The organism is Paenibacillus sp. FSL H8-0315, from assembly GCF_038005365.1.
GTDB lineage: Bacteria > Bacillota > Bacilli > Paenibacillales > Paenibacillaceae > Paenibacillus_AQ > Paenibacillus_AQ odorifer.
This window is the reverse complement of the sequence record NZ_JBBOTA010000001.1, coordinates 1,863,660-1,888,635: the sequence shown is the minus strand read 5'-3', so window position 1 is coordinate 1,888,635 and position 24,976 is coordinate 1,863,660. Positions and strand designations below refer to the sequence as shown.

Here is a 24,976-nt window from a genome sequence, read left to right as displayed (position 1 = left end):
ACAATATTTACTAATACAAAGAATTTAGGATATTGGAGAAGAATGATTGCTCTCCACTACGATCGACTGCCATCCGCTGCCGCTTACGGACCCAGATGACGTTATATGCAAATTTATCGCCTTTTCAGCAGGGTTTCGGACCCCAGAGACGTTATTGCTTAGAAAAAGGTTCATATTAGGTGTATTTTGTGCCAATAGAGGCTATGAGGTCCGTTGGAATTCCAAATGTGCAATAATGCTGCGTTACGGGTCAACTGTGTCCGATAGGGCATTGTGCGGGGAGCTGTGATAGGTCGATCGAACGAACGTACGAAGGAAATAAAACGAACGAATGACGAATCTTACGAATCATGGCAATCGAACTATCTAACCCGAATCATCCGATGAACCCAAGCAGAAAAGGGGCTGCCCCAGCAGCCATTTCGTGGCCATGGGACAACCCCTTAATCTAATGAGGCTAGATTACGCCTTAAATATGGAATCTATAGTTTTGATCTCTTCTGGTGTCAGCTGCACCTTCAGCGTCTCTAAATTGGAAACGATCTGCTCAGGACGTTTGGCGCCCGGAATAAGCGCATCGATGGAAGGTACGGTCAAATACCAGGCAAGTACGACATGTGCGACTTCGACACCTTTGGCATTGGCAATCTGACGAACCTTGTCCACCTTCTCCAGATTCTTGGCAAAGGTCTCCCCTTGAAATAGCGGGTCATTTTTTCTAATGTCGCTGAATGTATCGCCTTGCTTATATTTGCCGCCCAGCAGGCCCGACGCAAGTGGGAAATAGGGCACGAAAGAAATGCCATGCTCCTGCGTATAAGGCAGCAAATCTTGTTCCGCATCACGATGCAGCAGATTGTAGTGGGATTGAAGAACATCCACATGACCGTCTTTGTTGGCTTCTTTCAGCTGATCAATGGAGAAGTTAGACACCCCGATGGCTCTAATCTTCCCTTCATCCTTCAGCTTCTTAAGTTCACCTACAGCTTCGTCCTTAGGTGTGCTTTCATCAGGGAAATGAATATAGTAAAGATCAATATAATCGGTCTGGAGGCGTTTCAAGCTGTCTTCTACAGACTGTCTTAGAAAAGCTGGAGAGTTGTCGAGTGTAATCTTGTCACCGGTAATCACGTGAGCGCCTTTAGTAGCAATGACCACATTGTCGCGGCCGCCTCTTTCCTTCAGCACTTCGCCAATCAGTTCCTCGGATCTTCCTGGTCCATAAATAAAGGCGGAATCAATAAAATTAATCCCATGATCCAGAGCGCTGCGCACAATATTTCTGCCGGTTTCATCATTTAAACCCGGAAATAAATTATGCCCGCCAACAGCATTGGCACCCAGACCCAGCGGGAGAACCTGCAGATTGGTTTTTCCTAAAGTTATTTTATTAGCCATAATCAATAGTCAGCTCCTTAAAATATAATACGTACTATATTAAGTATAGAGAATAACTCGGGTCAGGACAAATTTTGCCTTCCAGCTTTATACATGAATATTTAAACCGGATAAGTTATGATAGTAAGAAAAATTTTATATTTGCGTTCGTGCAATCATGATGAGGAGAAGGAGGTCCGTCTTATGCTAGTCATTAATCAAAATGAAGTGGCCGAACTGTTAGCTATGGAATCTTGCATCTCCGTTATGGAATCTGTTTTGAAGGCTCTGTCCGCTGGACAAGCCGTACAAAGCTTAAGACAAGTGCTTCCTTTACAAAAGAGCAATCTGCTCGGCTTAATGCCGGGTTATTTGCAGCATGAAGAGGTAGCTGGTGCCAAAATCATCAGTGTATTTCCCAGCAATCATGGTTCAGGCCTGCCTTCTCATCAAGGTCTTGTTACCCTATTCGATTCATCTACGGGTGTTCTGAAAGCTATAGTGGATGGACAAAAGATTACAGCCATTCGTACGGCGGCAGTCAGTGCAGCAGCAACCCGATATCTGGCCAGAGAGGATGCCGAAATCCTTGCTCTTCTTGGAACTGGGGAACAAGCAAAAAGTCATCTGGAAGCGATGTTGCGGGTTCGACCCATCCGTGAGGTAAAAGTATGGAGCAGGACACTCGCAAAGGCACAGGATTTTCAAATGGAGATGAGCCAAAAATATGATGTGCAGATCATTGTTGCCGAGACAGTTCAAGCGGCAGTCAGCGCAGCGGATATCATTTGTACCGTGACAGCATCCACCGAACCTGTGCTCAAGGGAGAATGGCTGAAACCGGGTGTACATATCAATGCTGTCGGCGCATGCAGACCAAATGACCGTGAGCTGGATTCGGAGACCGTCCAATTAGCTAAGTTATATGTAGATCGGCTGGAATCCGCTCAGAATGAATCTGGTGATTATTTAATCCCGCTGAACGAAGGCAAAATTACAGCAGATCATATTGTCGGGGAGATTGGTGAGCTGATCAGTGGCACTATCGAGGGCAGAAGGTCCGCAGCTGACATTACTCTTTTTAAAGGATTAGGGCTGGCCATTGAGGATTTAGCAGCAGCTAATTTTATATATAATGAAGCTGTTAGATTACATAAAGGCACTGAAATTGCATTCTAAGGAGCGACTACACGATGAGCACTTATGAAGGTCTGTATGATTTCAAGTTGACGGAGCAAGAGGAGGAGCGGGCTAAACGCTTGCATGAACAGAACATTATTATCGATCTGCTGTTTCAAGGCCCCTTATCTCCAAGCGCGATTCCAGACTCTATCTCTGACAGAATCAAAGAATTATGTGAGCCTTATAAAGATGAGCCAATGGTATACAGCAGTATGCCTGCAAAAATCATCACAAAGCTATCTGCGAGCGGAGAGATCCCTGAGTATAAGGAAGAGTGGTACAAGTCCGGAATTACAGCAGGGAACCGCGAACTTCATTTGGAATCCTTAGACAGCATCATTACAAGCATGGCAGAGGTGCAACTGCAATTCGATTCTGCAGATTGGTTAATCAAAGCCTTAACTGCCGAAGACATACGTGCTGCCAAGCGTAATGGTTATAAAGCGGGCATTATCACAGCACAAGAAACGGATGGTCTGGGCACGAATCTCGATCAATTAGATGTACTTTATAACTTCGGATTAAGAATTATACAATTGACCTACAACAATCAGAACCAGATTGGGGCGGGCTGCGCAGAACAATCGAACGCCGGGGTCACTAATTTTGGGAAAAGATTCATTGCACGCTTGAACAAGCTGGGGATCATTGTAGATACGGGGCATTGCGGGAAACAGACTACGTTAGATGCCTGCGCTTATTCCACAACTCCGGTGATTGCTTCACATACGGGTGTAGAGGCGATCTATCCGCATATGCGCTGTAAAAGTGATGAGGAGATTATCGCGATAGCCAAGACGGGTGGAGTTATTGGTATTTTTGCTATGCCTTGGTTTGTTCATGAAGATCCTAAACATACAACTATTGACCATGTGCTGGATCATATCGAATATGTAATCCGGCTTGTAGGCGTGGATCATGTCGGAATTGGAACGGATTGGCCGATGAGCGATGTGCTCTGGTCATTGGTTTATTTTAAAGAACATATCGCACCCAAGCTTGGATTCGCCAAAGGAGACGGACCTTCTACAGAAACCGTTGCTGGACTTGAGAAATATAGTTATTTTATTAACTTTACTAGAGGTTTGGTTGCCCGCGGTTATGCGGATGCAGATATTGCTAAGATCATGGGCGGCAACTGGCTGCGCGTATTTGAAGAAATTTGCGGATAGGGGATAAACAGATGACAACCTACTTACACACATCTACATTTAACGTCTACTTTTCTGGTGTTTATACAGGCAAAATTCATTTTACAGAGCAACAGATCATGCTAGCTAAGGTCGATCCGCGTAGAAGAACGCAAATGCAGGACAATGTGCTGGATGGACAGTTCAAGACCGTACTCCCGCTTCAAAAAATCCATAAACATTTGGATGCTTATGCTAATGCAGAATGGGCAGAAGACGAGGTAGTGCTGAGTAATGGCGATATCTATCAAAAGCATATCCAGTATCAGGCGCAGATTGAAGGCCGCGAACTGACCTCACAAGTATGGGCGCTGCGCAAAGAGACGGCTCTGGACATTGTGACTTTGGACGGGGAAATTATCGCTTTTTTAACGCCGAATCGGTATGGTATTGAGCTTATGGTTAAAGCAGGTTATGAGAAGCTGACTCCGTTAGTGGTCTACGACGATCCTCTTCTATCCAAGGCAGAATATGGTGTGAACGATTTGGGTACTGATCTGATTCCGATGCGCGATGGGGTGAAGTTGGCGACAGATGTTTTTTTACCAGAGGGCATTAAGCCGGGAACTAAGCTGCCGACAATTCTCGTAAGAACATGTTATGACCGCAACGGAAAAAAAGAGATTTTTATGAGATGGGCCAATAAAGGTTATGCAGTAGTATCGCAGGATGTTAGAGGTCGGGCGGATTCTGAAGGCGAACTGATTCCTTTTTATAATGAACGGGAGGATGGCTATGATACGATTGATTGGATTATTGCTCAGGACTGGTCGGATGGCAACGTCGGCATGTGGGGCGCATCCTATCTAGGTTTTGTTGTTGTGGCGGCGGCCACCAGTGGGCACCCGAATCTGAAGGCGGTTGTGGATGAAGTGAACGTGGGCTCTCCATTTGTTGATACCGTTCGCAAAGGGGGAACCCTTTGTTCTTGGCCATTGCTCTCTTGGACTCTTGCTCAATCTGTGGGTACTCGGACGGATTTTGATATCTTTGGAGGCATTACGGTGAATCCGGAAGCAGCCGTTGATGCAAGACCGATTAAAGAGATCCCTCAGCAAATGATTGGCAAAACATCAGGTCCATGGGATCTGTGGAGCCAGCATCCGGAGTATGATGATTTCTGGAAAAACTGTACTTTTACCGAGCGCGGTGATCAGGTGCAGGTGCCTATGTATGTTATCTCAGGTTGGTATGACGGCGACAGCGCCGGCGTATCGGAAACATGGAGAATGCTAACAGAACATGATGTGCCAAATCGAAAAATCCGTCTGGGCGCTTGGGAGCACGGGCCGAACAGAGCTAGAGACTACGAAGGCGTGAGCTTCGGCAATGATGCCGTAGTCTATGATTACGATGTTTCTGTGCTGCGCTGGTTCGACCGCTTCCTCAAAGGCATTCCAAATGGAATAGATCAGGAGCCTAGAGCCTCTTATTATGTTGTTGGTGAAAATCAGTGGAGAACGTCCGCAGATTGGACACCTGCTGAAGCCACAACTTCTTCCTTCTACCTTTCCAGCGGCGGGCGAGCGAATTCAGGACATGGGGATGGGCAACTGCTTGCAGCGCCTGAGGAACATTCTCCTGAAGATACTTATATCTATAATCCTCATGATCCTATGAATGATAGCGGTGAACGAGAGCCTGAGAATTTGCGAAAATACGAGCTGCGCAATGATATCCTTGTCTACACTAGTGATATTCTGACGGATGAGCTGACTGTGGCCGGAGAATTGTCTGCGGTTATCTATGCTGCCAGCACTGGCAAAGATACGGATTGGGTTGTTACGCTTAGTGACGTGAATGAACAAGGGGACTCTATCCGGTTATCCAATTATATTGTCAGAGCTAAATACCGTCATGGATTGGAAGCGCCTGAGCTGCTGATTCCTGGGCAGGTGGAGAAATATGATATTTTCATGCCGAATATTGCTCATAAATTTGCTGTGGGGCACCGAATTCGGTTCTCGATTACTTCGTCCAGTAAATTCGTTGCTTTCCCTAATACAAATACAGGCAGTAATCCGTATGAAGATTCAGAAGCGATTACTGTGCTGCAGACTGTTTACCATAATCGTGAGTATCCGAGCCATGTGAAGCTGCCGGTGGTTCCTAAATCTTAAATGTGACTTTAATACGAAGAAAGGGCTGAACAAAGGTAAAGGGAATTAACACTTGAAGCTGAAGCTGCATTTGATGACAAATGATGCTTCAAGTGACGTACCGAGAGAGTACTGAGTGAACACCGAGTGAACACCGAGTGAACACCGAGTGAGGCCTAGGTGAAACAAAAAGTGAAGAATGAGCTTATGCTTCAATTGAAGCGAAAAGTAAAACTCTTATAGAGCGATTAGGGAATTTCTCCCTGAAATTCTTAGGATTCTGGTCGTCAGGCATATAATTGAGGAAAAACTCCCTAATTTTATGTCTGATTCCCCGGAAATAAGGAAAACAGCCTATTTATTAGGGAGGAATTCCCTGGTTTCGTTCATTTAGAGCAAATTTCTCCTACTTTCAGGGAGTTTTTCCCTAATTAGTTTTAGATCCACTCCGCACAACGCGCAAACGCAGAACACATACTCCCAGCACGCAAACGCCCAATCCAATGGCATAGCACACTAAGAACTAAATAGTCTATTGGCGAAGCAAAAGCTTTGGTGCAAGAAATGGTCGATCGTCATGAAATAGGTATCACCTTAGACCGGTATGTGAAACCTCTCCCCAGAATCCCCCTTCCAGACTTATACCATAAATCTTGAACTATACTGCAAGGTCAACCTTGTATTTTTGGAGAAATGTCGATTATTCACAGAAAAGCGCATAAATGCTCCCTTCTTAGGTCACAATAGGGAAAAACCAGAATGAAGGGATTAACGTGAACGCGTTTCGCTTAAAAAAACAACTTTGGCGGCGATGGAGACGTTGGAAAAAGGCGCTTTGGGTAGGAGCTGCTTGTATAGCTTTTACTGTACTGGCTTGGCGCAGTATGCAGGTACCTGAGGAAATCAGTGGACTGCTGACGAATTCTAGCTGGGCGGATAGTGCCGATAGTGAGCTGGCCGCAGCTGTCTTTAAAGTAGGCGAGGACAGTGATGAGGCAAAAGAGAAGGGCACTTTAAATAATGAACAACTGCTGCAAACCATCACCCAAAGTGGGCTCAGCAGAACCGTTCATTTAAAAACAACCTATGTGTCCGGAGAAGAGATTCAGACGTTGCCGGGCGTAAAGAACCCGCTTCAGCTGAAGACTATAATCAATGAACACCCTGAATGGAGCGGTTGGATTAGTTCAGAAGGGGATTTGTGGCTGGAACAAAAAGTGAATGATTTATCGACAATGATAAAAAATGAAGCTTACATTGGTGTAGATGCGTTTGGGAATTTGACCTTGTTTAAAGGTCCGCCAGTTCAGGAGAAGGTACTGAAGACTTTTTTTCAAATGGATATGGGTTCCCTGAAATCCTCATTGCCGGAAAATATTTGGAAAGAGCTTCATGAGGGGATTCGTGTTCAGGATATTGAAGAGTACAACAGTGTGCTGTCTACCTTCAGTGATTATGCCCGCGAAGCTGCTGAGCATGTCATGCAGAACAAGCAATAGCTTTGATAAAGCTGTCCTAAAGTCATTATTAATGGCTGAGGGCAGCTTTTTTGTGTGAAATGAAACGGGGAAGAGTCTTAGCTGTAGGCCTAAAGTTGCCATTTCGCTGCAAACAGTAAACTTTTTTTCTCCCGCAAGGGCGATTTTTGCTATAATGGTTAGAAGGAATACATATGTTCGCTTCATGGCGGAGGAATGGATGAAAACGGTGGAATAATCTGCCTGTTATAGAGGAGAGATCGTGTTTGCGTATTTTGGGAATTGATCCGGGGCTGGCGATCGTCGGCTTTGGCTTTGTGGATAAGGAAGGACATAAACTGACCCCCGTCCAATATGGTTGTATTCAGACTGAGGCTCATACGCCTGAAGAAGAACGACTGCTGCATGTCTATGAAGGCATGGGTCAGCTCATTGATAAATATAAACCCGATGCTGTGGCGATAGAAAAGCTGTTTTTCGCTCGCAACGTTACTACAGCATTGCCAGTGGCGCAGGCCCGCGGTGTGACTATATTAGCTGCAGTACAGCGGGGTCTCCCCGTCTCGGAATATACACCTATGATGGTAAAGCAGGCTGTTGTGGGTTATGGTAAGGCTGAGAAACGGCAGGTCCAGGAAATGGTGAAGCTGCTGCTGAAGCTATCGGCGATTCCGAAACCCGATGATGTGGCGGATGCGCTGGCGGTAGCGGTATGCCATGCCCATTCGAGCAGTCTTAATTCTAAATTAAATGAGGTATTGCGAAAATGATAGATTTCTTAAGAGGACCCGTCGTTCATTTGGAGTCGGAATATGTGGTGCTGGATGTGCAGGGAGTAGGATACCGGGTATTCTGCCCGAATCCTTATGCTTTTGCTAAAGTAGAAGGACCTGTAACGATCTATATTCATTACCAAACACGTGAGGACGCTACGCTATTATTTGGGTTCCCGACTCGTGAGGAACAAAAATTGTTCCGCAAGCTGATAGAGGTATCTGGCATCGGTCCTAGGGTTGCGCTTGGAATCCTGACAGGTGGAACACCGGATCAGTTGATTTCAGCGATTTATCAAGAGAATATAACGTTCTTAACGAAATTACCGGGCATTGGCAAAAAGACGGCACAGCGTATGATCCTTGATTTGAAGGACAAGCTGGACGGACTCAGTATGGCTTCAATGCAAACGGGATTGTTTGCAGTGCCAACGGAAGAAGCAACGGATGGATTGGCCTGGCAAGAGGCGCGGGATGCGCTTAAGGGGCTGGGTTATACCGAAAGCGAATTGGACCGCGTGTGGCTCGCGTTGAAGAAAGAGGGAGCAGAGACAGGCACTGTAGATGTGCTGATGAAGAAAGCACTAGGGCTGCTATATATAGCTAAGTAAAGCCGTACACATCCTAAAGAAAGGGAGCGATAGGAAATGGATGACCGGATTATATCCGCGAATTTGATGATGGATGAGCAGGCGGTAGAACTAAGCTTGCGTCCTCGTTATCTGGGAGAATATATCGGCCAGACTCAGGTGAAAGAAAACCTGAAGGTATATATAGAAGCGGCCAAAATGAGAAGCGAAGCGCTGGATCATGTACTGCTGTACGGACCTCCGGGTCTGGGCAAAACAACGCTCGCTAATATTATCGCCAATGAGCTGGGTGTGAACCTGCGAACAACTTCCGGCCCTGCGATAGAGCGTCCAGGCGATCTTGCCGCTCTGCTGACGAATCTGCAGGAAGGCGATGTGCTTTTCATCGATGAGATTCACCGTTTGCACCGCACGGTCGAGGAGGTTATGTATCCTGCGATGGAGGATTTCGCGCTGGATATCATGATCGGCAAAGGGCCAAGTGCCCGTTCGGTACGATTGGATTTGCCGCCGTTCACACTGATAGGTGCCACAACCCGGGCCGGACTACTGTCTGCGCCACTGCGTGATCGTTTCGGAGTGGTCAGTCGCCTGGAATTCTATAACATAGATGAGCTGAGTTACATTGTTTCTCGAAATGCGGATCTTTTAGGCATTGAGATTGTTGGCGATGCAGCAGAAGAGATCGCGCTTCGTTCGCGGGGCACGCCGCGGATTGCTAACCGCTTATTGAAGCGGGTCCGTGATTTTGCTCAAGTGCGCGGAGATGGAATTATAACTCCTGAAATTTCTGGGGAAGCATTGAAGATGCTTCAGGTGGACCCACGTGGGCTGGACAGTATTGACCACAAGATGTTAAGTGCTATGATTTCAAGCTTTCGCGGCGGTCCTGTAGGACTGGATACGATTGCAGCTACGATTGGTGAGGAAAGTCAGACGATTGAGGACGTATATGAGCCGTACCTGCTGCAGATAGGTTTCTTGCAGCGGAGTCCGCGTGGAAGAATTGTAACCCCGGCCGCTTATCATCATTTAGGGCTTCCGCTCCCTCCGGAGCAGCACTAGTTCGTCACTACAATTATAAAGGAGGATGCTGGATGAAGCATACGAAGAGGAAATGGAGAGGGGTCGCCCCGCTAAGCAAAGGATTGCTTGCGGCTGCGCTTGCTGTAGGAAGTTTCCTGATCCCTGCGGGTGCCAGTCATGCCGATTCTAATAGCACGATACGAGTTGCTCTTTATGCTGATATTGGAAGTAAATATAAATCCACTGTGCCAGCAGTAACACTGCTATCAACGCAAAGCTTTACTTTGCTGTCGGATCAAGCAGGAAGTGCTCCTTTGGTGTCTGTCCCAGCACAGAAGCAAATTCGTGTAAGTCTGGACGGATATAGAGTTAAGGTGATGGAGGTTTCAAGCTGGCAGACAGCAGCGGATGCAGCTAAAAAGCTCCAATCCACCTCCGATAAACCGCAGATTTTTGCAATCTCCAGAAATGGAGCGACTGTGTATCAGTTGTACACGGGCGTCTATGCTAGTGAAGCAGCTGCCAAGGATGGGCTTACCCGTGTAGTCAAAGCAGGGTTGAGCATTCCTGCTGACCAAACCCCAGCAGTGAAAGGTAATAAACATTTATCAGCTGGCCGCTATTCTTCGGAGCAGGAAGCAGATGTGGCGCTTAATAGCCTCACCGCAGCTGGTTTGGATGCTTGGAAGGTGTTTCTGGCAGGAAACGATGGCAGTGCACAAGTAGAGGTATGGGTAGGCGAAGCTGCCAACGATAGTGATTTAACAGCTGTTCAGGCCGCTGTGTCTACGGCGGCACCACAATTTACGGTTTCGGTGGCGACCTCGCCTGGATTAATACTGCGTAAGGATGCCGGACTGGATTTTAGCAGTGAAACTCAAGCCGATCATTATCTGGTTTCTGGAAGCAATGCTAAATTTCTTGCTGCAGGCAGCGAGGCTGGGATTCAGTTAGTGGAAAGATCCAAGCGTACATATCGCGGAAATTTGGAACTGAGCAATTTGAGCGGATCGCTGGCTGTAATTAATGTAGTGCCGCTGGAGCAATATTTGTATGCCGTAGTTGGAGGAGAGGTTTCCTCCAGCTGGCCAGAAGAAGCGCTAAAAGCTCAGGCTGTCGCCGCCCGCAGCTATGCGCTGTCCCAAGGCAACCGTTTTGATGTAGCGAATGTAGTAGATACCACTCTTAGTCAGGTATATAACGGAATCGGGTCTGAAGCTCCCTCCATTATCAAAGCTGTAGATACTACTGCTGGTGAAGTGCTGATGAGTGGTGGTAAAGTTGTTGAGGCTGTATTTTCTTCCAATAGTGGAGGTATGACAGCTGACCCTTCAGAGGTTTGGGCGAATGGTGGCGATGTATTTGCTAGTGTTCCAAGCGTTGAAGATGTTTCGGCAGCTGCTGCTAAGAAGTGGTATTATGTTCTGCTTGCGAATGGTACCTCTGGTTATGCACGTGAAGATAATATTAAATTGACGGGCAGCAAAACCGCTGCCGGACTCGATATAGTTACCGCTACAACCAAAGATGTGAATATACGTCCTCTGCCAGTTATTGAGAGCAGTGTTAGTGCAGTCGGAAAGCTGAATCCGGGTGAGAACGCTGTGGCTCTGGATAAAGTATATGAGTCTGGCAGCTATAGCTGGATCAAAGGGCCGTATACCTCTGCTGAACTTCTAAAAAGCCTGCAGGGTAAAACAACAAGCACGCTCCCTTCCAGCATCTCTAACCTGCAGGTCACCCAGCGCGGTCCTTCTGGAAGAGCGATTCAGGTGAAAGCTAATGGTCAGGCTCTGAATGTGAAATATCCTGATATGTTCCGCTCCGCGTTTAATGGATTACCTAGTACATTGTTTGATATTGTGGCACCCGGAAGTTATACTGTATTAGGCGCTGACGGCGCTACCGCCACAATTAGCAGCTCGCAGAGTGCTGGCGTGCTTTCCGCATCGGGGAAGGTTAATGTGAATGGCAGTGGAACTGTAGTGATGGGCGGAGATTCTGCGGCCAGAGTGATCACTAACAGCTCGGGCTTTCTGTTCATTGGACAAGGCAACGGCCATGGTCTAGGCATGTCGCAGTGGGGCGTGAAAGGCATGGCGGACAGCGGGTATGATTACAAGCAAATATTGCAACACTATTATAAGAACGTTACTATAGTTAAGGAATGAAGACAGACCATGAATGTAGATGCTTATGATTTTCATTTGCCGGAAGAATTGATTGCCCAGACACCTCTCGCTGATCGCAGTGCTTCTAGACTGCTTCTAGTGAATAAGGAGGATGGAGAGCTGGCTCACCGGCATTTTACCAATATTATTGATTATTTTAATCCCGGAGACACGCTTGTTCTAAATGATACGAGAGTCATTCCAGCGAGATTGTTTGGAGTGAAAGAAGATACTGGTGCTAAGGCGGAAGTGCTTCTCCTGAAGAATCTTGGGGATGATCGCTGGGAAGCACTTGTAAAGCCAGGGAAAAAGCTCAAGACAGGCGCGGTGATTATCTTTAGTGATGAGCTTCGTGCCGTTATCGAGGACGAAGCTGATATGGGCGGCCGTACGCTTCGTTTCATATATCAGGGTATTTTTCAGGAGATTCTGGACAGGCTGGGAACGATGCCGTTGCCACCTTATATTAAGGAAACACTGGATGATCGTGAACGATATCAGACTGTGTATGCTCGGCATGAGGGCTCGGCCGCTGCGCCTACCGCAGGGCTTCATTTTACCCAAGAATTGCTGGAACAGATTGAGGCTAAGGGTGTAAATATCGCTTATATCACCCTTCATGTAGGTCTCGGTACTTTTCGTCCGATGTCTGTAGAGAAGGTTGAAGAGCATGTTATGCATTCTGAGTATTTCGTAATGTCTCAAGAAACGGCAGATACCATAAATGCTACTAAGGCACGAGGCGGCCGTATTATTGCAGTTGGCACAACGTCTTGTCGGACACTTGAAACGGTCGGAAGACAATGTGAAGGTGGTCCGCTTGTGGAATGCAGCGGCTGGACGGATATTTTTATCTATCCAGGGTATAAGTTCAGTGTAGTAAATGCGCTAATTACCAATTTCCACCTGCCAAAGTCTACTTTGGTTATGTTGGTTAGCGCTTTGGCAGGTCGGGAACATATTCTAGCTGCTTATGAAGAAGCGATAGAGCAGAAGTACCGATTCTTTAGCTTTGGAGATGCAATGTTTATTTATTAAGGTAAGAGGATGGGTTAACTTATGGCAGCAATTACTTATGAGCACATCAAAACGTGCAAACAATCCGGAGCCAGACTTGGAAGAGTCCACACTCCACATGGTGTGATTGAGACACCAGCATTTATGCCAGTCGGCACACAAGCTACAGTTAAGACCATGAGTCCTGAAGAGCTGAAAGAGATGGATGCCCATATTATTTTGAGCAATACTTACCATCTATTTCTAAGACCAGGCCATGATATTGTTCGTGAAGCTGGTGGACTGCACAAGTTCATGAACTGGGATCGTCCGATTCTGACAGACAGCGGCGGGTTTCAAGTATTCTCGTTAAGCGACATGCGCAAGATTACGGAAGAAGGAGTTCATTTCCGTTCCCATTTAAATGGGGATAAGAAATTCCTGTCTCCGGAAGTAGCGATGGAGGTTCAGAACTCTCTGGGTTCAGATATAATGATGGCATTTGATGAATGTCCTCCATTCCCGGCTGAATATGATTATGTGAAAAAATCCCTAGAGCGCACCACGCGCTGGGCAGAACGTTGCCTGAAAAGTCATGCTCGTCCTAACGATCAGGGTCTTTTTGCTATCGTGCAAGGGGGCATGTATGAAGATCTGCGCCGTCAGAGCGCGGCTGATTTGACTTCCATGGATTTCCCGGGGTATGCTATTGGGGGGCTCAGCGTCGGAGAGTCCAAGCAGCTAATGTATGAAGTGCTGGATTATACAGTTCCCCTGCTGCCACAAGGCAAACCTCGCTATTTGATGGGCGTGGGTTCACCGGATGCGCTGCTGGAAGGATCAATCCGAGGAGTAGACATGTTCGATTGTGTCTTGCCTACTCGTATTGCCCGTAATGGAACAACGATGACCAGTCAGGGAAGACTCGTTGTACGCAACGCTAAGTATGCCCGTGATTTTGGGCCGCTTGATCCGGAGTGTAATTGCTATACATGCCGGAATTATTCCCGCGCTTATTTGCGCCATCTAATCAAAGCCGATGAAACCTTCGGACTTCGATTGACGACATACCACAATTTGCACTTCTTGTTGGATTTAATGCGTAAAGTGCGTGAAGCCATCAAAGAAGATCGGCTGCTTGATTTTCGCGATGAGTTTTTTGCCAAATACGGATTATATGATAATCTTAAAGGCTTTTAGGGTTTGATTTAAGAGTCATGCTTTAATGTACTTTGAAAGGGGGGAGAAATATGATTCAATCGTTTCAATATGCAACTGGCGCAGGTGGTGGAGGTAGTATACTAGGCCTGGTAGGTCCCTTTGTCCTTATGTTTGTAGTATTCTACTTCTTGCTGATTCGTCCGCAACAAAAGAAGACCAAAACTCGTAACGCAATGTTGAAAGCTCTGAAAAAGGGCGATAAAATCGTTACTATTGGAGGACTTCACGGTACGATCATGGAGATTTCCGATGATATCGTGGTTCTGCGGGTCAACGATGTAACTAAGCTGACTTTTGATCGCGGTTCCATCAGCCACGCTGTGGCGACGGATGTCGAAGAGAAAGTATAGACTTGTTATTTAAGTACATAAAAAGCGGTGTCTTCTCATTGGAGAGGACACCGCTTTTTTGATCTTTAAGGTTATTAAGATTTAGCAGTTTAACTTTAACGTACATTTGTTACGCGGCTCGGAACGGTAAGCGACTCTTCACGTCCCCGCAAAGTTAATTTGGCGAGTTGAACGCCAACTGTAGAGGCTAGTACAGCTAGCAAGGTTCCACCGATCATATCTGTAAGCCAATGAATGCCCAGATAGAAAATTCCAAAGACGATTACAACTGCGGAAATACTAGTGATGGCCATCCAGCGGCGGTTCCCTGAACGGAAGGCCAGAAGTGCCATTGTAACAGATATGGACGTATGTAGACTCGGGAAGCAGTTATTGAGACCGGATAGCGGTCTATATTCCTGTTCGAATTTCGGAAATACATCCAGCATAGTAAATTTGACGCCCGCTGGCAGATAGGACCAAACCTCGTTTACCGGGAAGTAAAGATAGAATGGAATCGCCAAGGCATAGTTGATAATAATAGCATAGCAGGTGGCATATAACATCACCCGGTTTTTATCTAACAGATAGACCCCTAATGATGCTGCTAGAACAGACTGAAGCATGAAAATGTAGAAAAAGACGATGATCGGTGTTAACCATGGACTGTAGAATATATCCTGAACGGCTTGGACAAAATGACCCTCTAGACCAAATATAAACGGCGTATAATCAGAGGTAAGATGCATTTTTTGTTCAATTTGCAGTTCATATTTATTTATGGCTAATACGCCAAACATTCCTGCAATCAGCAACAAAAACTTATAGGATCGCAGCATCTCTTTCCCAATTTCAACCAATGCCATGAGTGGATTACGTTTAGCGCCAATCCATACTAATATCACTACTAATGCAACTGTGTACAAAACAATATGGTTCATTGATTGGTAAAACAAAGCAATCGAAGCCTCCTTGATCTCTTAATGAAGTCAGATGATCACAGTTTAACATATTTTCAAGGAATGTTTCGAATTTAATGGAATTATAATTTTAGCTTTTTTGTAAATTAACGCCAAACATTCCGCCGAGAGCGCCAATTGCAGCAGCTGCCAGAACCCATAGCAGATCCACACCAGAGGGTGCGCTGTCCAGTGCCAAAAAACCGATCAACAGAACGATAATTCCATAAAATGCGCCTGTAAGACTTCCTTGATACCAGCCTTTGCTCGTGGCTCTGCGACCGGCGGTTAGTCCTCCGAATGCTGCAGCTATGCCGTGTACAATGTATGTGTACATTGAGAGATCCTGCTCCTTCAGACTGCTGCCCCATAACAAAAGTGAGAGGACAAACGCACCCATCAGCATCCAAAGGAATGATCGACATAGGCCAGATAACACAGGATTGGCTATTCTCCACGAGAACATGCGCCGGATTAAATACATGGTACAACCTCCTAAAGTTTTTTTGAGGAAAAAGAATCAACATAGTTATTATTCATTGTATGGGATGGCTTGCCCCAATAGTACAAGAAAGGGCATTGCAGCCTTTTTACCATTAATTAATATGCCGGCTTCCGAATGTTCCCTGCACAGAGCGGTCAGAATAGGGTTACATTAATCCACCCGGGAAAACAAGTCTGCGGGTGAGAATGGAGGGGAGCGAAGCTATATGTTCCAGCATATCTCTACCCATATTTTCTTGACCGTGCTGATGTATTTCTTCATATTCCTGTGTATGCGCATCATGGGGAAGAGGGAAATAGGTAAGCTGTCTGTATTTGATTTAACGATCTCCATCATGATTGCTGAGATTGCTGTTTTTGTGCTTGAGGATATTAATCGGCCGATCTATGAAGGAGTCGTTCCGATGGCAACATTGGTGTTGATACAGGTAATTGTGGCTCAGCTCAGTCTTAAGAGCAGAAAGCTCAGACTTTTAATGGACGGCAAACCGAGCATACTCATTTCTGGCGGCAAGCTGCACCGGGGCGAAATGCGTAGGCAGAGATATAATATTGATGATCTGCTGCAGCAGTTGCGTGGACAGAACATCGCCAGTCCTGCTGACGTGGAATTTGCAATCCTGGAGCCTAGTGGACAGCTAACCGTATTCGAGAAAGAGAAGGGGAGTTCATCCTCTAACCCATCAGGCAATAGCAGTGCAGCTGCTGAGCATAAAAAGAGTGACGATAATAAAGGAAATAAGAACCGTAAGATAGAGCTGCCGAAGAATAAGATCAGATATGAAGGACTTCCAATCCCTCTGATTATGGATGGCAAGGTGCAGGATCAGAATTTAGAGATGATTGGAAAAACCAGATTTTGGTTAAGAACTCAAATTCGTCAAAAAGGAGTATCTGATTTCAAAAATGTATTTCTATGCTCCATAGATCATAAGGGCAGAATTTATGTCGACCGTTTGGACAACAGATAGCTTTTTAGAGCCTGCGTTTGATAAACGGCAGACGGTCCAAATCACGAATTGAGATAAGGCCAGCTAACAGACTGATTCCGAAATACAGGACCATTCCTATCGCAGAGGCAAATATAAATTGAATCCATTGTACATCTGCAATGGGAATGGAAGTGTATACATAATGCACGCCCGCTCCCATAATGACCATTGCACATAAGGTTTTTATGGTTTCGGTTACTCTTAAAGATAATGAAATAAGACTGACCACACTGTATCCGTGAAGCAGCGTAACCAGAATGCTGTTCACAATAATGGCTATGATGGCGCCGTAAATTCCATATTCAGGTTGCGATGCCAGTATTACGATCAGAATGATTTTGACTACTGCTCCAATTAAGGTATTGATGAGTGCCCTGCCCGGTCGATCCATAGCTTGCAGCGCAGCTTGTAAAGGAGCTTGAACATAAATGAACAAGGCGAATGGAGCCATGAGCTTCAGCATAGGAGCTGTATCCGCGTTACCATATAACAAATTGCATAGCGGAACCGCCAGGATATACATAAGAACAGCAAAAGGAGCCCCTGTTACCAGCGCAAGCCGCAACGCTTGATGCATACGCTTGTGAATGGTGGGCAAGTCCTTTCTTGCCGCAGCTTCTGATATGGAAGGAACCAGAGACACAGCAAGTGAAGAGGTTAATGCCCCGGGCAGCAGCAATAAAGGAACAACCATCCCTTGTAAAGACCCGTACTGAGCTGTAGCGGCAGCAGCGGCTATACCTGCCAAGGCGAGACTGCGCACAGTAATAATAGATTCCAGCAGATAAGAAAAAGAGCCTACAAGCCGACTTGCTGTAACGGGAATGGATATGCCTAGTAACCGCCGTAATATGGGGGAGTTGGCTTTCACACCTTGTGTATCAGATGGGATAACCTCCGGCTCGAGAGCGGGTTGCTCTGGAGTCGGATTTGTCTGCTTTTTATCTTTTTTAGTAATGACATAATATTGCCACAGAATCGCTAACATTCCGCCAATTTCTCCTACCGTCACACCTAACATCGCTCCAGCCGCCGCCATAGCAATACCCTTAGGAAGCAACAACCAGGAGAACCAGAGCATAAAGAATATTCGAACTAAAGATTCGAAGATGGAGGAGAGCGCCGATGGTATCATGTTCTGCTTGCCTTGGAAATAACCGCGGTAAATTGCAGATACGGCGACAATCCCAATCATTGGGATCATGGCAATAAACGTATAATAAACTCGATGGTCTGTTAAGATAACATTGGAGACCCATGAGGCACTTACCAAAGCAACCAATGTAAAGAAGATTGCAAGTCCAATACTAAGAGCAAGTCCAGTACGTAAAATCAGCCGTGATTTTTCAGGCCGATTCTCTCCTTCTGCTTCCGCCACCATCTTGGCTATCGCCAGTGGAATCCCGCCTGTAATGACAGTAACCAGCACAAGAAAAAAAGGATACGCGAGCTGATACAGACCCACACCTTCTGCTCCGATAATACGGGGTAAAGCAATCCGGGGAATAAATCCAAGCATCCGATTAATGATGCCGGCGGCTAGCAAGATTAAAGTTCCTTGTATAAAGCTCTGTTTCTTCAAAGGTCACGCCTTCTTCCCAAAATGAAATAAAACGCTGGCGAACTTGTCTATTCTTATGGATATGCTGTACCCCTATCTCGGCATGCCTTGTTTTAGTGGCATTAACTTTTTGTGACGGAAGAAGGAAAGCGAAGAACAAGAGTCGAATATCTATGGTGAGCATACGAACATGAGCGATCTTTGGAGGTGTCAACACGTGGAATCGGAACAGTGGAATCATGATCAACATAGTGAAGAAATCGAAGCCATGTGCCGCAGCAAAGCTGAAGAATTCCGGCTCCTCGGCTATGAGTATGTAACCAGCAAGGATATTTGGGATTGCATCAGCCGTAATTATGATAAGGAAGGCTTGCCTCCCCTACATAAGCTGGTAAACGACATTTATTCCTTGAAAGCCAATAGTTACATGAATTATTTGACTATTGCGGCCTATCGGGGGTTGAACTGAACAATAAACCACATATTTCTTTTTGCGAACTGCCTGATAAAGCAGTAAAGTAAGAGAATAATAACTCCACATCTCCTATTAAAACGGATGTCTTGCTGATTTAGGCAGGGGCGGCCGTTTCTTTGTGTGAGTATAGCTCTATCAATGCTGTGAATTGACGGTCATTTCGCGTGTAGCTATAATAGGAATATTGAGTTAATGAAAGGGGAACTAGCTAGAGCATGAAGAGACTAATGGGCTTTTTTATTACCGTGCTCGTTTTGACAGGCGTTATGGCATTTACTACTCCTGGACTGCTGGACAAGGTTAGACTTGGTCTTGACCTGAAAGGCGGATTTGAGATTTTGTATCATGCTGAGCCTATGGAAGCGGGAGCAGCATTGTCCCGAGCTTCTCTGCTGAAGACAGCGGAAAGCTTAGAAAAACGGGCGAATGCGCTCGGAACAAGTGAACCAGAGGTAACTACTGAAGGTACGGACCGTATCCGTTTGAAAATTGCGGGCGTAACGGATGAAGCCGAGGTTCGTAAAAAAATGAAGGAACCTGCAGTTCTGACTTTCCGTAGTGCTGCTGAAGGTGACGCTGAGGGAACTTACAGCAAAATCGAACTGGTAGGTAGTGATTTTGTTGAAGGTGCTGCAGAAGTTGGACGGGATAACCTGAATCAGCCAATCATCAGCATCAAGATTAAGGACAAGGACAAATTTGCAGAGATTACTAAACGTCTCTTGGGAAAGAATCTCGCAATTTACTTGGATGAGAACAAACTATCTGACCCTACGGTACAAGCAGTACTTACCGATGGCAGTGCTTCTATTTCTGGTAACTATACAATTAAGGAAGCGCGCGAACTTGCAGACACGATTAACCTAGGTGCATTGCCACTGAAGCTGACGGAGAAATATTCCCAAAGTGTGGGTGCTACCCTGGGTAAGCAATCGCTTGATCAAACGATTCGAGCAGGTCTGCTGGCTTCTGTGATTATCCTTATTTTCATGATCGGAATGTATCGTTTGCCAGGTCTTTTGGCTAGTTTTGCCTTGCTCTTGCATACATGGGCGCTAATTGCGGTCTTCGTCTTCGCGGACTTCACCTTGACGCTGCCTGGTATAGCCGCATTTATTCTGGGTATAGGTATGGCGGTCGATGCTAATATCATTACCAACGAACGGATAAGGGAAGAAATGCGCAGTGGAAAAAGTATACTGTCCTCCGTTAAGGCAGGGAATAAATCCTCTTTCCGGACAGTAATGGACTCCAATGTGACTACTATTATTGTGGCAGCAGTTATGTTTGCCTTCGGTACAGGTGCGGTCAAAGGCTTTGCATTGGTGCTGATTGTAGAAATCGTGCTGAGTATCGCCACGAATCTTTATTTCTCCCACTGGTTGCTTAGCCAGCTTGTCAAAGCGGGTAAGCTGAACAAACCGAAGAGCTTCGGTGTTAAGGAGAGTGAAATCCGTGCGCTTTAAGAAAGAGCTTGATTTCGTACATTTGAGTAAATATTTCTATATTTTCTCTATCGCATTGACAGTAGCAGGATTGATTTTCCTGGCGACATTTGGCCTGAATTACAGCGTTGACTTTAAAGCTGGATCTAATGTGGACATCTCCCTATCCAAGAATTTGAACTTGGATCAGGTTAAGACTGCAACTAGTGCAATCGATGTCGATCATGAACCGACGATTTCGTTTGGTGATCAGCGTGTGAATATTCGTTATGACGAAGTTCTTGATGAGGCTCAAGATGAAGCCCTAAAAGCTGAAATCCTTAAGCTGGATGACAAAGCATCATTTGAAATTAACACCGTGGACACTGAAATGGCTAAAGAATTGGCACGTAATGCTATTTATGCAGTTCTGATTTCTTGTCTGGGGATTATTATTTATGTAAGTATTCGTTTTGAATGGCGTTTCGCCGTGGCATCGATTGTGGCCTTGCTCCATGATGCCTTTATCGTAGTCGCGCTCTTCTCTATCTTCCGCTTGGAAGTGGATTTGACGTTCATTGTAGCGGTGCTTACGATCATCGGTTATTCCATCAATGATACGATCGTTATCTTTGACCGTATCCGTGAGAATTTACGTTTTGGTAAACAGAAAACTTATGAAGACTTGAAACACCTTGTGAACAAAAGTGTGGCTCAAACGCTCATGCGTTCTCTCTATACTGCATTTACCGTATTTATTGCGGCGTTCTTCCTGTTATTGTTCGGAGGCGAGTCGATTAAGATGTTCTCGCTTGCGATGGTAATCGGTTTGCTCTTCGGAGCTTACTCTTCCATCTTTATTGCAAGTCCACTCTGGTTAGTGCTTAAAAAGCGTGAGAAGGTTAAAGTGAAGAGCAGCCCGAATAAAGGTTAGAAGAAATTAGCATCGAAGTTCTACTTTTCTTATACGTTTAAGAAAGCCGCGTCAAATGCGACGCGGCTTTCGAAATCTTTAGGGTCATGTCATGTGTATTGAATCATCATGAGATTACTTGCTATTGGTAAGGAGGGCCTCGTATGAATAAAGAACGATCACCGCAAAGCGAGACGGTTGCTTGGACAGGGATCATTAGCGATGTTACTTTGGCAGTAGCTAAGGGGAGTTTTGGCTATATTTCAGGGAGCAAGGCATTAATGGGGGATGCTTTGTATTCCGGAGCAGATGCAGCAGCTAAACTGGCGGATATTCTTCCGTGGCGCTCTGAGCAAGGGAGAAAGAGTAAGCAACGGATCGAAGAACGGCGGGGCACTAAGGAGCCGCTGCTGGCTATACTTTTTTCGGTATTTATTCTTATGGGGGGACTGCAGATCGCATTCTCTGCAATCCGCGACTTAACAGATGGAAAATCATCTACACACGGACAGCTGGCGTTTGTAACCGTCTTAGTATCTATTGTGTTTAAAGAAGCTGTTTTTCAATATCAATATCGCTACTTTAAAAAAATAGGTGATGGCAGTCATGCTGCATATGTTAATAGTCATCGTTTCAGCTTATATACATCTATCACAGTATTAGTCGGAATTTCGTTATCCATGGGTGGTACCTATTGGCATCCTCTATCTTATATGGATCCTATTGCCGCGCTCTTAACCGGAGTTTTAATTCTTCGTAAAGGCTATTCACTCATTGCTAGCTCTATTAACACTAAAAACGCGCAGGAGCTTCCTTCGGAGGAAGCCGCTAATTTTATTGAAACAGTGCAACGTGTTCATGGCGTCATTCGCGTAGAACATTTGAAGGCACTTGAGCAAGGGAATTATGTGAATCTTCAAGTGAAAATCAGTGTGAATCCGCGGATTACGGTGATGGAAGCACAGGATATTTCGGAATGCGCTAGGAAGCTGCTGCAGCACCGGTTTGTTCATGTCGGTGAGGTGCATATGGACGTTGTTCCTTATGATCCCGGCTATCCGTACAAAAGCAATTATGAATTGCCGGATAATGATATTCCTACGTTGCTTCAGTAGTTTGCAAGGTGAGAGAAAGGTGAGTTCTATTGCTTTATTCAAAAACAAGATGGCAATCTCCGGCAGCCAATCCCGACACAGTTAGGGATATGGCCCGGAGCCTTTCTATTTCTCCACTCTTATCCTCACTATTAGTAAATAGAGGAATGAACACGCCTCATGAAGCTCTAAGCTTCATGGATGGCAGTGAGGAAGAACAGCATGATCCGTTCCTACTCAAAGGAATGGCTGAAGCGGTTCCTAGAATTAGAAAGGCTTTAAAAGATGAAGAACATATTCTTATTTATGGCGATTATGATGCCGACGGGGTGTCCAGCACAGCACTTATGATTCATCTGCTGCGCTATTTAGGCGCTTCCTTTGATATTTATATCCCACACCGCTCTAATGAGGGTTATGGGCTGCATAATCATGCCCTGGATTGGGCTTTACAGCAAGGTGTCTCCTTAATCATTACAGTAGATACTGGCATTAGCGCTTATCATCAGGTTGCTTACGCTAATGAACTGGGGATCGATGTGATCGTTACGGATCACCATGAACCTCCTGAGCTTTTGCCAGAAGCCTATACGCTTATTAATCCCAAGCTGCCAGATTGCCCTTATCCGTTCAAAGGATTAGCGGGTGTAGGTGTGGCTTATAAGCTTGCTCAGGCTATTCTAGGGGAAGAGACTCCCACAGAATGGGCAGAGATTGCAGCGATAGGAACGGTTGCGGATTTAATGCCGCTACTTGGCGAGAACCGTGAGATTGTTAGAAATGGCTTGGAAAGTATGCGGCATTCAAGTTTCCCGGGGATTCGTGCCTTACTCGCTGTCAGCGGTGTGAACATGAGCACTGTGAGTGCGGTCAATATCGCTTTTGGCATGGCGCCGCGCATCAATGCCAGTGGTCGCCTGGATCATGCTGGACGGGCTGTGTCCCTCCTCACTACCGAGCATGCGGCTGAGGCAGAGCAGCTAGCTGGAGAGCTTGACCTGCTTAACAAAGAACGCCAATTGGTGGTAGAAAGAATTGTTGTTGAGGCCACTGCCAAGCTGGAGCAGATGACACAGGGTGGCGAAATCCCAGACATCATTGTTCTTGCTGATCATGGCTGGAATGTAGGTGTGGTAGGTATAGTGGCTTCCAAACTACTGGAGCGTTATTATCGGCCTGTGATCATTCTGGATATACATCCAGAGACCGGAATGTGCAAAGGTTCTGCTCGCTCCATACCTGGACTTGATATCTACGCTGCACTTTCTTCTTGTTCTGATTTAATGGATCATTTTGGAGGTCATCCAGCCGCTGCGGGAATGAGCCTGCATCGGGATGGATTAGAAGTCTTTGCTGCAGCATTAAATGAATATGCGTCCGGGGTGTTAACGTCAGAGCATTTCGTTCCTGTTGCTTCCGCTGATGCAGAGGTGTCAATCTCGGATTTATCACTGCAGACCGCGCTAGAATTGGAAAGGCTTGCACCTTTCGGAATGTCTAATCCGTTGCCGAAGTTTATTATTCGTGGGGCTACTGTGAAAGAGACACGTACAATGGGTCAAGATGGAAAACACCTGAAGATTGTATTGCAGCAGGGGAAAAACAGCATTGAAGCCTTGGCGTTTGGTAAAGGCGCTTTATCCAGGCTGCTACCGGCGGGTACTACGATCAACGTGTTAGCTGAGCTGTCGATCAATGAATGGAATGGCTCACGCAAATCACAGCTGATGCTGCAGGATTTATCTGTGCAGGATGCCCAGTTATTCGATCTTCGTGGTGCTGCTGACGCCGTACGGCAAGCCGCACATATTAGAGAACTACTTCTTCCTTATAGTGGTGCGGGTCCGTATCGAGCTGCTGCAGTGTTTCAGAACGGACGTAGTACGCCTGCAAGTGAATTGATAGGAATGTCTTTATGGGTATATGATAAAGAAGCTGGCATTAGCGCTGCTGTTAAGGATGAGCCCCTTCAGGAGTCAGGGCATGTCTCTCTGTTATGCATACTGGATATGCCGGAGACTCCTGAACAACTGGATGCGCTGCTCCAAACCTTCCCTAATGCTGATAATATTGCGTTATTGCATTCTATCAAGGATGGCCGAGAACGACTTATTACTCCGACACGGGATCATTTCAAAATACTATATAAACTGTTGGCTTCGATCACCTCAGTTGCAACGCCTGAGAACGAAGTTTTGCTGCGGTTAAGCCGCCAGTCCTCGTTAAGTATCCGCATGCTTAACAACATGCTTGATGTGTTTGAGGAGCTTGATTTTATTAAAAGAAGTCAGGGAAGTGTGGCGTTTATTACTCAGCCAGTAGCTAAAAGTCTGACAGCTTCGAGTCATTTTGTCCGACTGGGACAGATGGCGGAGATGGAGCAATACTTCATGGAGGGCAGCCTGTCAGAGTTACAGGACTGGATGTTATCGCGTCGTTTAGGCGTATCATAATCCATGCAAATATGAGATGCTGAGCGTACCCAACGGTGTATAAAAATGCAACGCTCATATAACAAAGCGAATGCTTACGAAGCAAGTTTTGCCGATCTGAAATCAAAGCAGCTATGCTAACAAAACAAAGCGAATGCTTACGAAGCAAGTTTTGTCGATCTGAAATCAA

General features: G+C 45.9%; 21 protein-coding genes. 17 read left to right on the top strand and 4 right to left on the bottom strand.

Annotated features, from left to right (window positions below; all coding sequences use genetic code 11):
- Positions 1–462 precede the first annotated feature (462 nt).
- A complete protein-coding gene (locus MHB56_RS08165; protein WP_076185518.1) occupies positions 463–1,398 on the bottom strand; it encodes an aldo/keto reductase in 936 nt (311 codons plus the stop codon).
- Positions 1,399–1,581: 183 nt separating this feature from the next.
- Here MHB56_RS08165 and MHB56_RS08160 point away from each other — a divergent pair, with 183 nt between their 5' ends.
- The 11 genes from MHB56_RS08160 to yajC all read left to right on the top strand — a co-directional run bounded on the left by MHB56_RS08160 (position 1,582) and on the right by yajC (position 14,453).
- A complete protein-coding gene (locus tag MHB56_RS08160) occupies positions 1,582–2,556 on the top strand; it encodes an ornithine cyclodeaminase family protein (protein WP_076185517.1) in 975 nt (324 codons plus the stop codon).
- Between the two features lie 14 nt (positions 2,557–2,570).
- Positions 2,571–3,731 carry a dipeptidase gene (locus MHB56_RS08155; RefSeq protein ID WP_076278864.1) on the top strand — a complete coding sequence of 387 codons (1,161 nt, stop codon included), beginning with the start codon at positions 2,571–2,573 and terminating at the stop codon, positions 3,729–3,731.
- 11 nt (positions 3,732–3,742) lie between these two features.
- Complete coding sequence (locus MHB56_RS08150) at positions 3,743–5,869, top strand: CocE/NonD family hydrolase (protein ID WP_341143458.1); 2,127 nt, start codon at positions 3,743–3,745, stop codon at positions 5,867–5,869.
- A gap of 752 nt (positions 5,870–6,621) precedes the next feature.
- Positions 6,622–7,347 (top strand): BofC C-terminal domain-containing protein, encoded by a 726-nt coding sequence (locus tag MHB56_RS08145; RefSeq protein WP_076130403.1) that lies wholly within the window; start codon positions 6,622–6,624, stop codon positions 7,345–7,347.
- A gap of 245 nt (positions 7,348–7,592) precedes the next feature.
- Positions 7,593–8,096, top strand: coding sequence for a crossover junction endodeoxyribonuclease RuvC (gene ruvC / locus MHB56_RS08140; RefSeq protein WP_036677679.1), 504 nt, complete (start codon positions 7,593–7,595; stop codon positions 8,094–8,096).
- The gene (ruvA, locus tag MHB56_RS08135; RefSeq protein ID WP_036677675.1) at positions 8,093–8,710 is read left to right on the top strand and encodes a Holliday junction branch migration protein RuvA; all 618 of its coding nucleotides are present in this window, start codon (positions 8,093–8,095) and stop codon (positions 8,708–8,710) included. The genes ruvC and ruvA overlap by 4 nt, the downstream gene beginning before the upstream one ends.
- Positions 8,711–8,746: 36 nt before the next feature.
- Positions 8,747–9,754 carry a Holliday junction branch migration DNA helicase RuvB gene (gene ruvB, locus MHB56_RS08130; protein WP_036677672.1) on the top strand — a complete coding sequence of 336 codons (1,008 nt, stop codon included), beginning with the start codon at positions 8,747–8,749 and terminating at the stop codon, positions 9,752–9,754.
- 32 nt (positions 9,755–9,786) lie between these two features.
- Positions 9,787–11,886, top strand: coding sequence for a SpoIID/LytB domain-containing protein (locus tag MHB56_RS08125; protein ID WP_076130402.1), 2,100 nt, complete (start codon positions 9,787–9,789; stop codon positions 11,884–11,886).
- 9 nt (positions 11,887–11,895) lie between these two features.
- Positions 11,896–12,924: a tRNA preQ1(34) S-adenosylmethionine ribosyltransferase-isomerase QueA gene (gene queA / locus MHB56_RS08120; protein ID WP_341143457.1), complete on the top strand. Its 1,029-nt coding sequence runs from the start codon at positions 11,896–11,898 to the stop codon at positions 12,922–12,924.
- A gap of 21 nt (positions 12,925–12,945) precedes the next feature.
- Complete coding sequence (gene tgt / locus MHB56_RS08115; RefSeq protein ID WP_036677666.1) at positions 12,946–14,082, top strand: tRNA guanosine(34) transglycosylase Tgt; 1,137 nt, start codon at positions 12,946–12,948, stop codon at positions 14,080–14,082.
- 50 nt (positions 14,083–14,132) lie between these two features.
- Entirely contained in the window at positions 14,133–14,453 is a 321-nt protein-coding gene (gene yajC / locus MHB56_RS08110; protein WP_036677664.1) for a preprotein translocase subunit YajC, read from the top strand.
- A gap of 95 nt (positions 14,454–14,548) precedes the next feature.
- On the opposite strand, the gene MHB56_RS08105 is transcribed toward yajC, so the two are convergent.
- Positions 14,549–15,388, bottom strand: a complete 840-nt coding sequence (locus tag MHB56_RS08105) for a phosphatase PAP2 family protein (RefSeq protein ID WP_248549480.1) — start codon at positions 15,386–15,388, stop codon at positions 14,549–14,551.
- A gap of 94 nt (positions 15,389–15,482) precedes the next feature.
- Positions 15,483–15,875, bottom strand: a complete 393-nt coding sequence (locus MHB56_RS08100; protein ID WP_036677660.1) for a TIGR04086 family membrane protein — start codon at positions 15,873–15,875, stop codon at positions 15,483–15,485.
- A 226-nt stretch (positions 15,876–16,101) separates the two neighbouring features.
- On the opposite strand from MHB56_RS08100, the gene MHB56_RS08095 reads away from it, so the two are divergent.
- Positions 16,102–16,866 carry a DUF421 domain-containing protein gene (locus MHB56_RS08095; protein WP_076130399.1) on the top strand — a complete coding sequence of 255 codons (765 nt, stop codon included), beginning with the start codon at positions 16,102–16,104 and terminating at the stop codon, positions 16,864–16,866.
- 4 nt (positions 16,867–16,870) lie between these two features.
- Here MHB56_RS08095 and spoVB read toward each other — a convergent pair whose 3' ends face one another.
- Complete coding sequence (spoVB, locus tag MHB56_RS08090) at positions 16,871–18,469, bottom strand: stage V sporulation protein B (protein WP_076130398.1); 1,599 nt, start codon at positions 18,467–18,469, stop codon at positions 16,871–16,873.
- A 196-nt stretch (positions 18,470–18,665) separates the two neighbouring features.
- Between spoVB and MHB56_RS08085 the strand changes: the two genes are divergently transcribed.
- The 5 genes from MHB56_RS08085 to recJ all read left to right on the top strand — a co-directional run bounded on the left by MHB56_RS08085 (position 18,666) and on the right by recJ (position 24,807).
- Positions 18,666–18,917 carry a post-transcriptional regulator gene (locus tag MHB56_RS08085; protein WP_036677655.1) on the top strand — a complete coding sequence of 84 codons (252 nt, stop codon included), beginning with the start codon at positions 18,666–18,668 and terminating at the stop codon, positions 18,915–18,917.
- Between the two features lie 221 nt (positions 18,918–19,138).
- Positions 19,139–20,389: a protein translocase subunit SecD gene (gene secD, locus MHB56_RS08080; protein WP_036677653.1), complete on the top strand. Its 1,251-nt coding sequence runs from the start codon at positions 19,139–19,141 to the stop codon at positions 20,387–20,389.
- Positions 20,379–21,281, top strand: coding sequence for a protein translocase subunit SecF (gene secF / locus MHB56_RS08075; RefSeq protein WP_052097271.1), 903 nt, complete (start codon positions 20,379–20,381; stop codon positions 21,279–21,281). Before secD ends, secF begins: the two co-directional genes overlap by 11 nt.
- 143 nt (positions 21,282–21,424) lie before the next feature.
- Entirely contained in the window at positions 21,425–22,375 is a 951-nt protein-coding gene (locus tag MHB56_RS08070) for a cation diffusion facilitator family transporter (protein WP_036677651.1), read from the top strand.
- Positions 22,376–22,404: 29 nt separating this feature from the next.
- Positions 22,405–24,807: a single-stranded-DNA-specific exonuclease RecJ gene (recJ, locus tag MHB56_RS08065; protein ID WP_076130397.1), complete on the top strand. Its 2,403-nt coding sequence runs from the start codon at positions 22,405–22,407 to the stop codon at positions 24,805–24,807.
- Positions 24,808–24,976: the final 169 nt, after the last annotated feature.

Bases quoted from the DNA above. Each gene is read 5' to 3' on its own strand.
- MHB56_RS08100 (WP_036677660.1), bottom strand. From the start codon at position 15,875: ATGTATTTAATCCGGCGCATGTTCTCGTGGAGAATAGCCAATCCTGTG.
- MHB56_RS08095 (WP_076130399.1), top strand. From the start codon at position 16,102: ATGTTCCAGCATATCTCTACCCATATTTTCTTGACCGTGCTGATGTAT.
- MHB56_RS08160 (WP_076185517.1), top strand. From the start codon at position 1,582: ATGCTAGTCATTAATCAAAATGAAGTGGCCGAACTGTTAGCTATGGAA.
- MHB56_RS08155 (WP_076278864.1), top strand. From the start codon at position 2,571: ATGAGCACTTATGAAGGTCTGTATGATTTCAAGTTGACGGAGCAAGAG.
- queA (WP_341143457.1), top strand. From the start codon at position 11,896: ATGAATGTAGATGCTTATGATTTTCATTTGCCGGAAGAATTGATTGCC.
- MHB56_RS08070 (WP_036677651.1), top strand. From the start codon at position 21,425: ATGAATAAAGAACGATCACCGCAAAGCGAGACGGTTGCTTGGACAGGG.
- tgt (WP_036677666.1), top strand. From the start codon at position 12,946: ATGGCAGCAATTACTTATGAGCACATCAAAACGTGCAAACAATCCGGA.
- ruvB (WP_036677672.1), top strand. From the start codon at position 8,747: ATGGATGACCGGATTATATCCGCGAATTTGATGATGGATGAGCAGGCG.
- MHB56_RS08150 (WP_341143458.1), top strand. From the start codon at position 3,743: ATGACAACCTACTTACACACATCTACATTTAACGTCTACTTTTCTGGT.
- yajC (WP_036677664.1), top strand. From the start codon at position 14,133: ATGATTCAATCGTTTCAATATGCAACTGGCGCAGGTGGTGGAGGTAGT.
- MHB56_RS08125 (WP_076130402.1), top strand. From the start codon at position 9,787: ATGAAGCATACGAAGAGGAAATGGAGAGGGGTCGCCCCGCTAAGCAAA.
- ruvA (WP_036677675.1), top strand. From the start codon at position 8,093: ATGATAGATTTCTTAAGAGGACCCGTCGTTCATTTGGAGTCGGAATAT.
- secD (WP_036677653.1), top strand. From the start codon at position 19,139: ATGAAGAGACTAATGGGCTTTTTTATTACCGTGCTCGTTTTGACAGGC.
- MHB56_RS08165 (WP_076185518.1), bottom strand. From the start codon at position 1,398: ATGGCTAATAAAATAACTTTAGGAAAAACCAATCTGCAGGTTCTCCCG.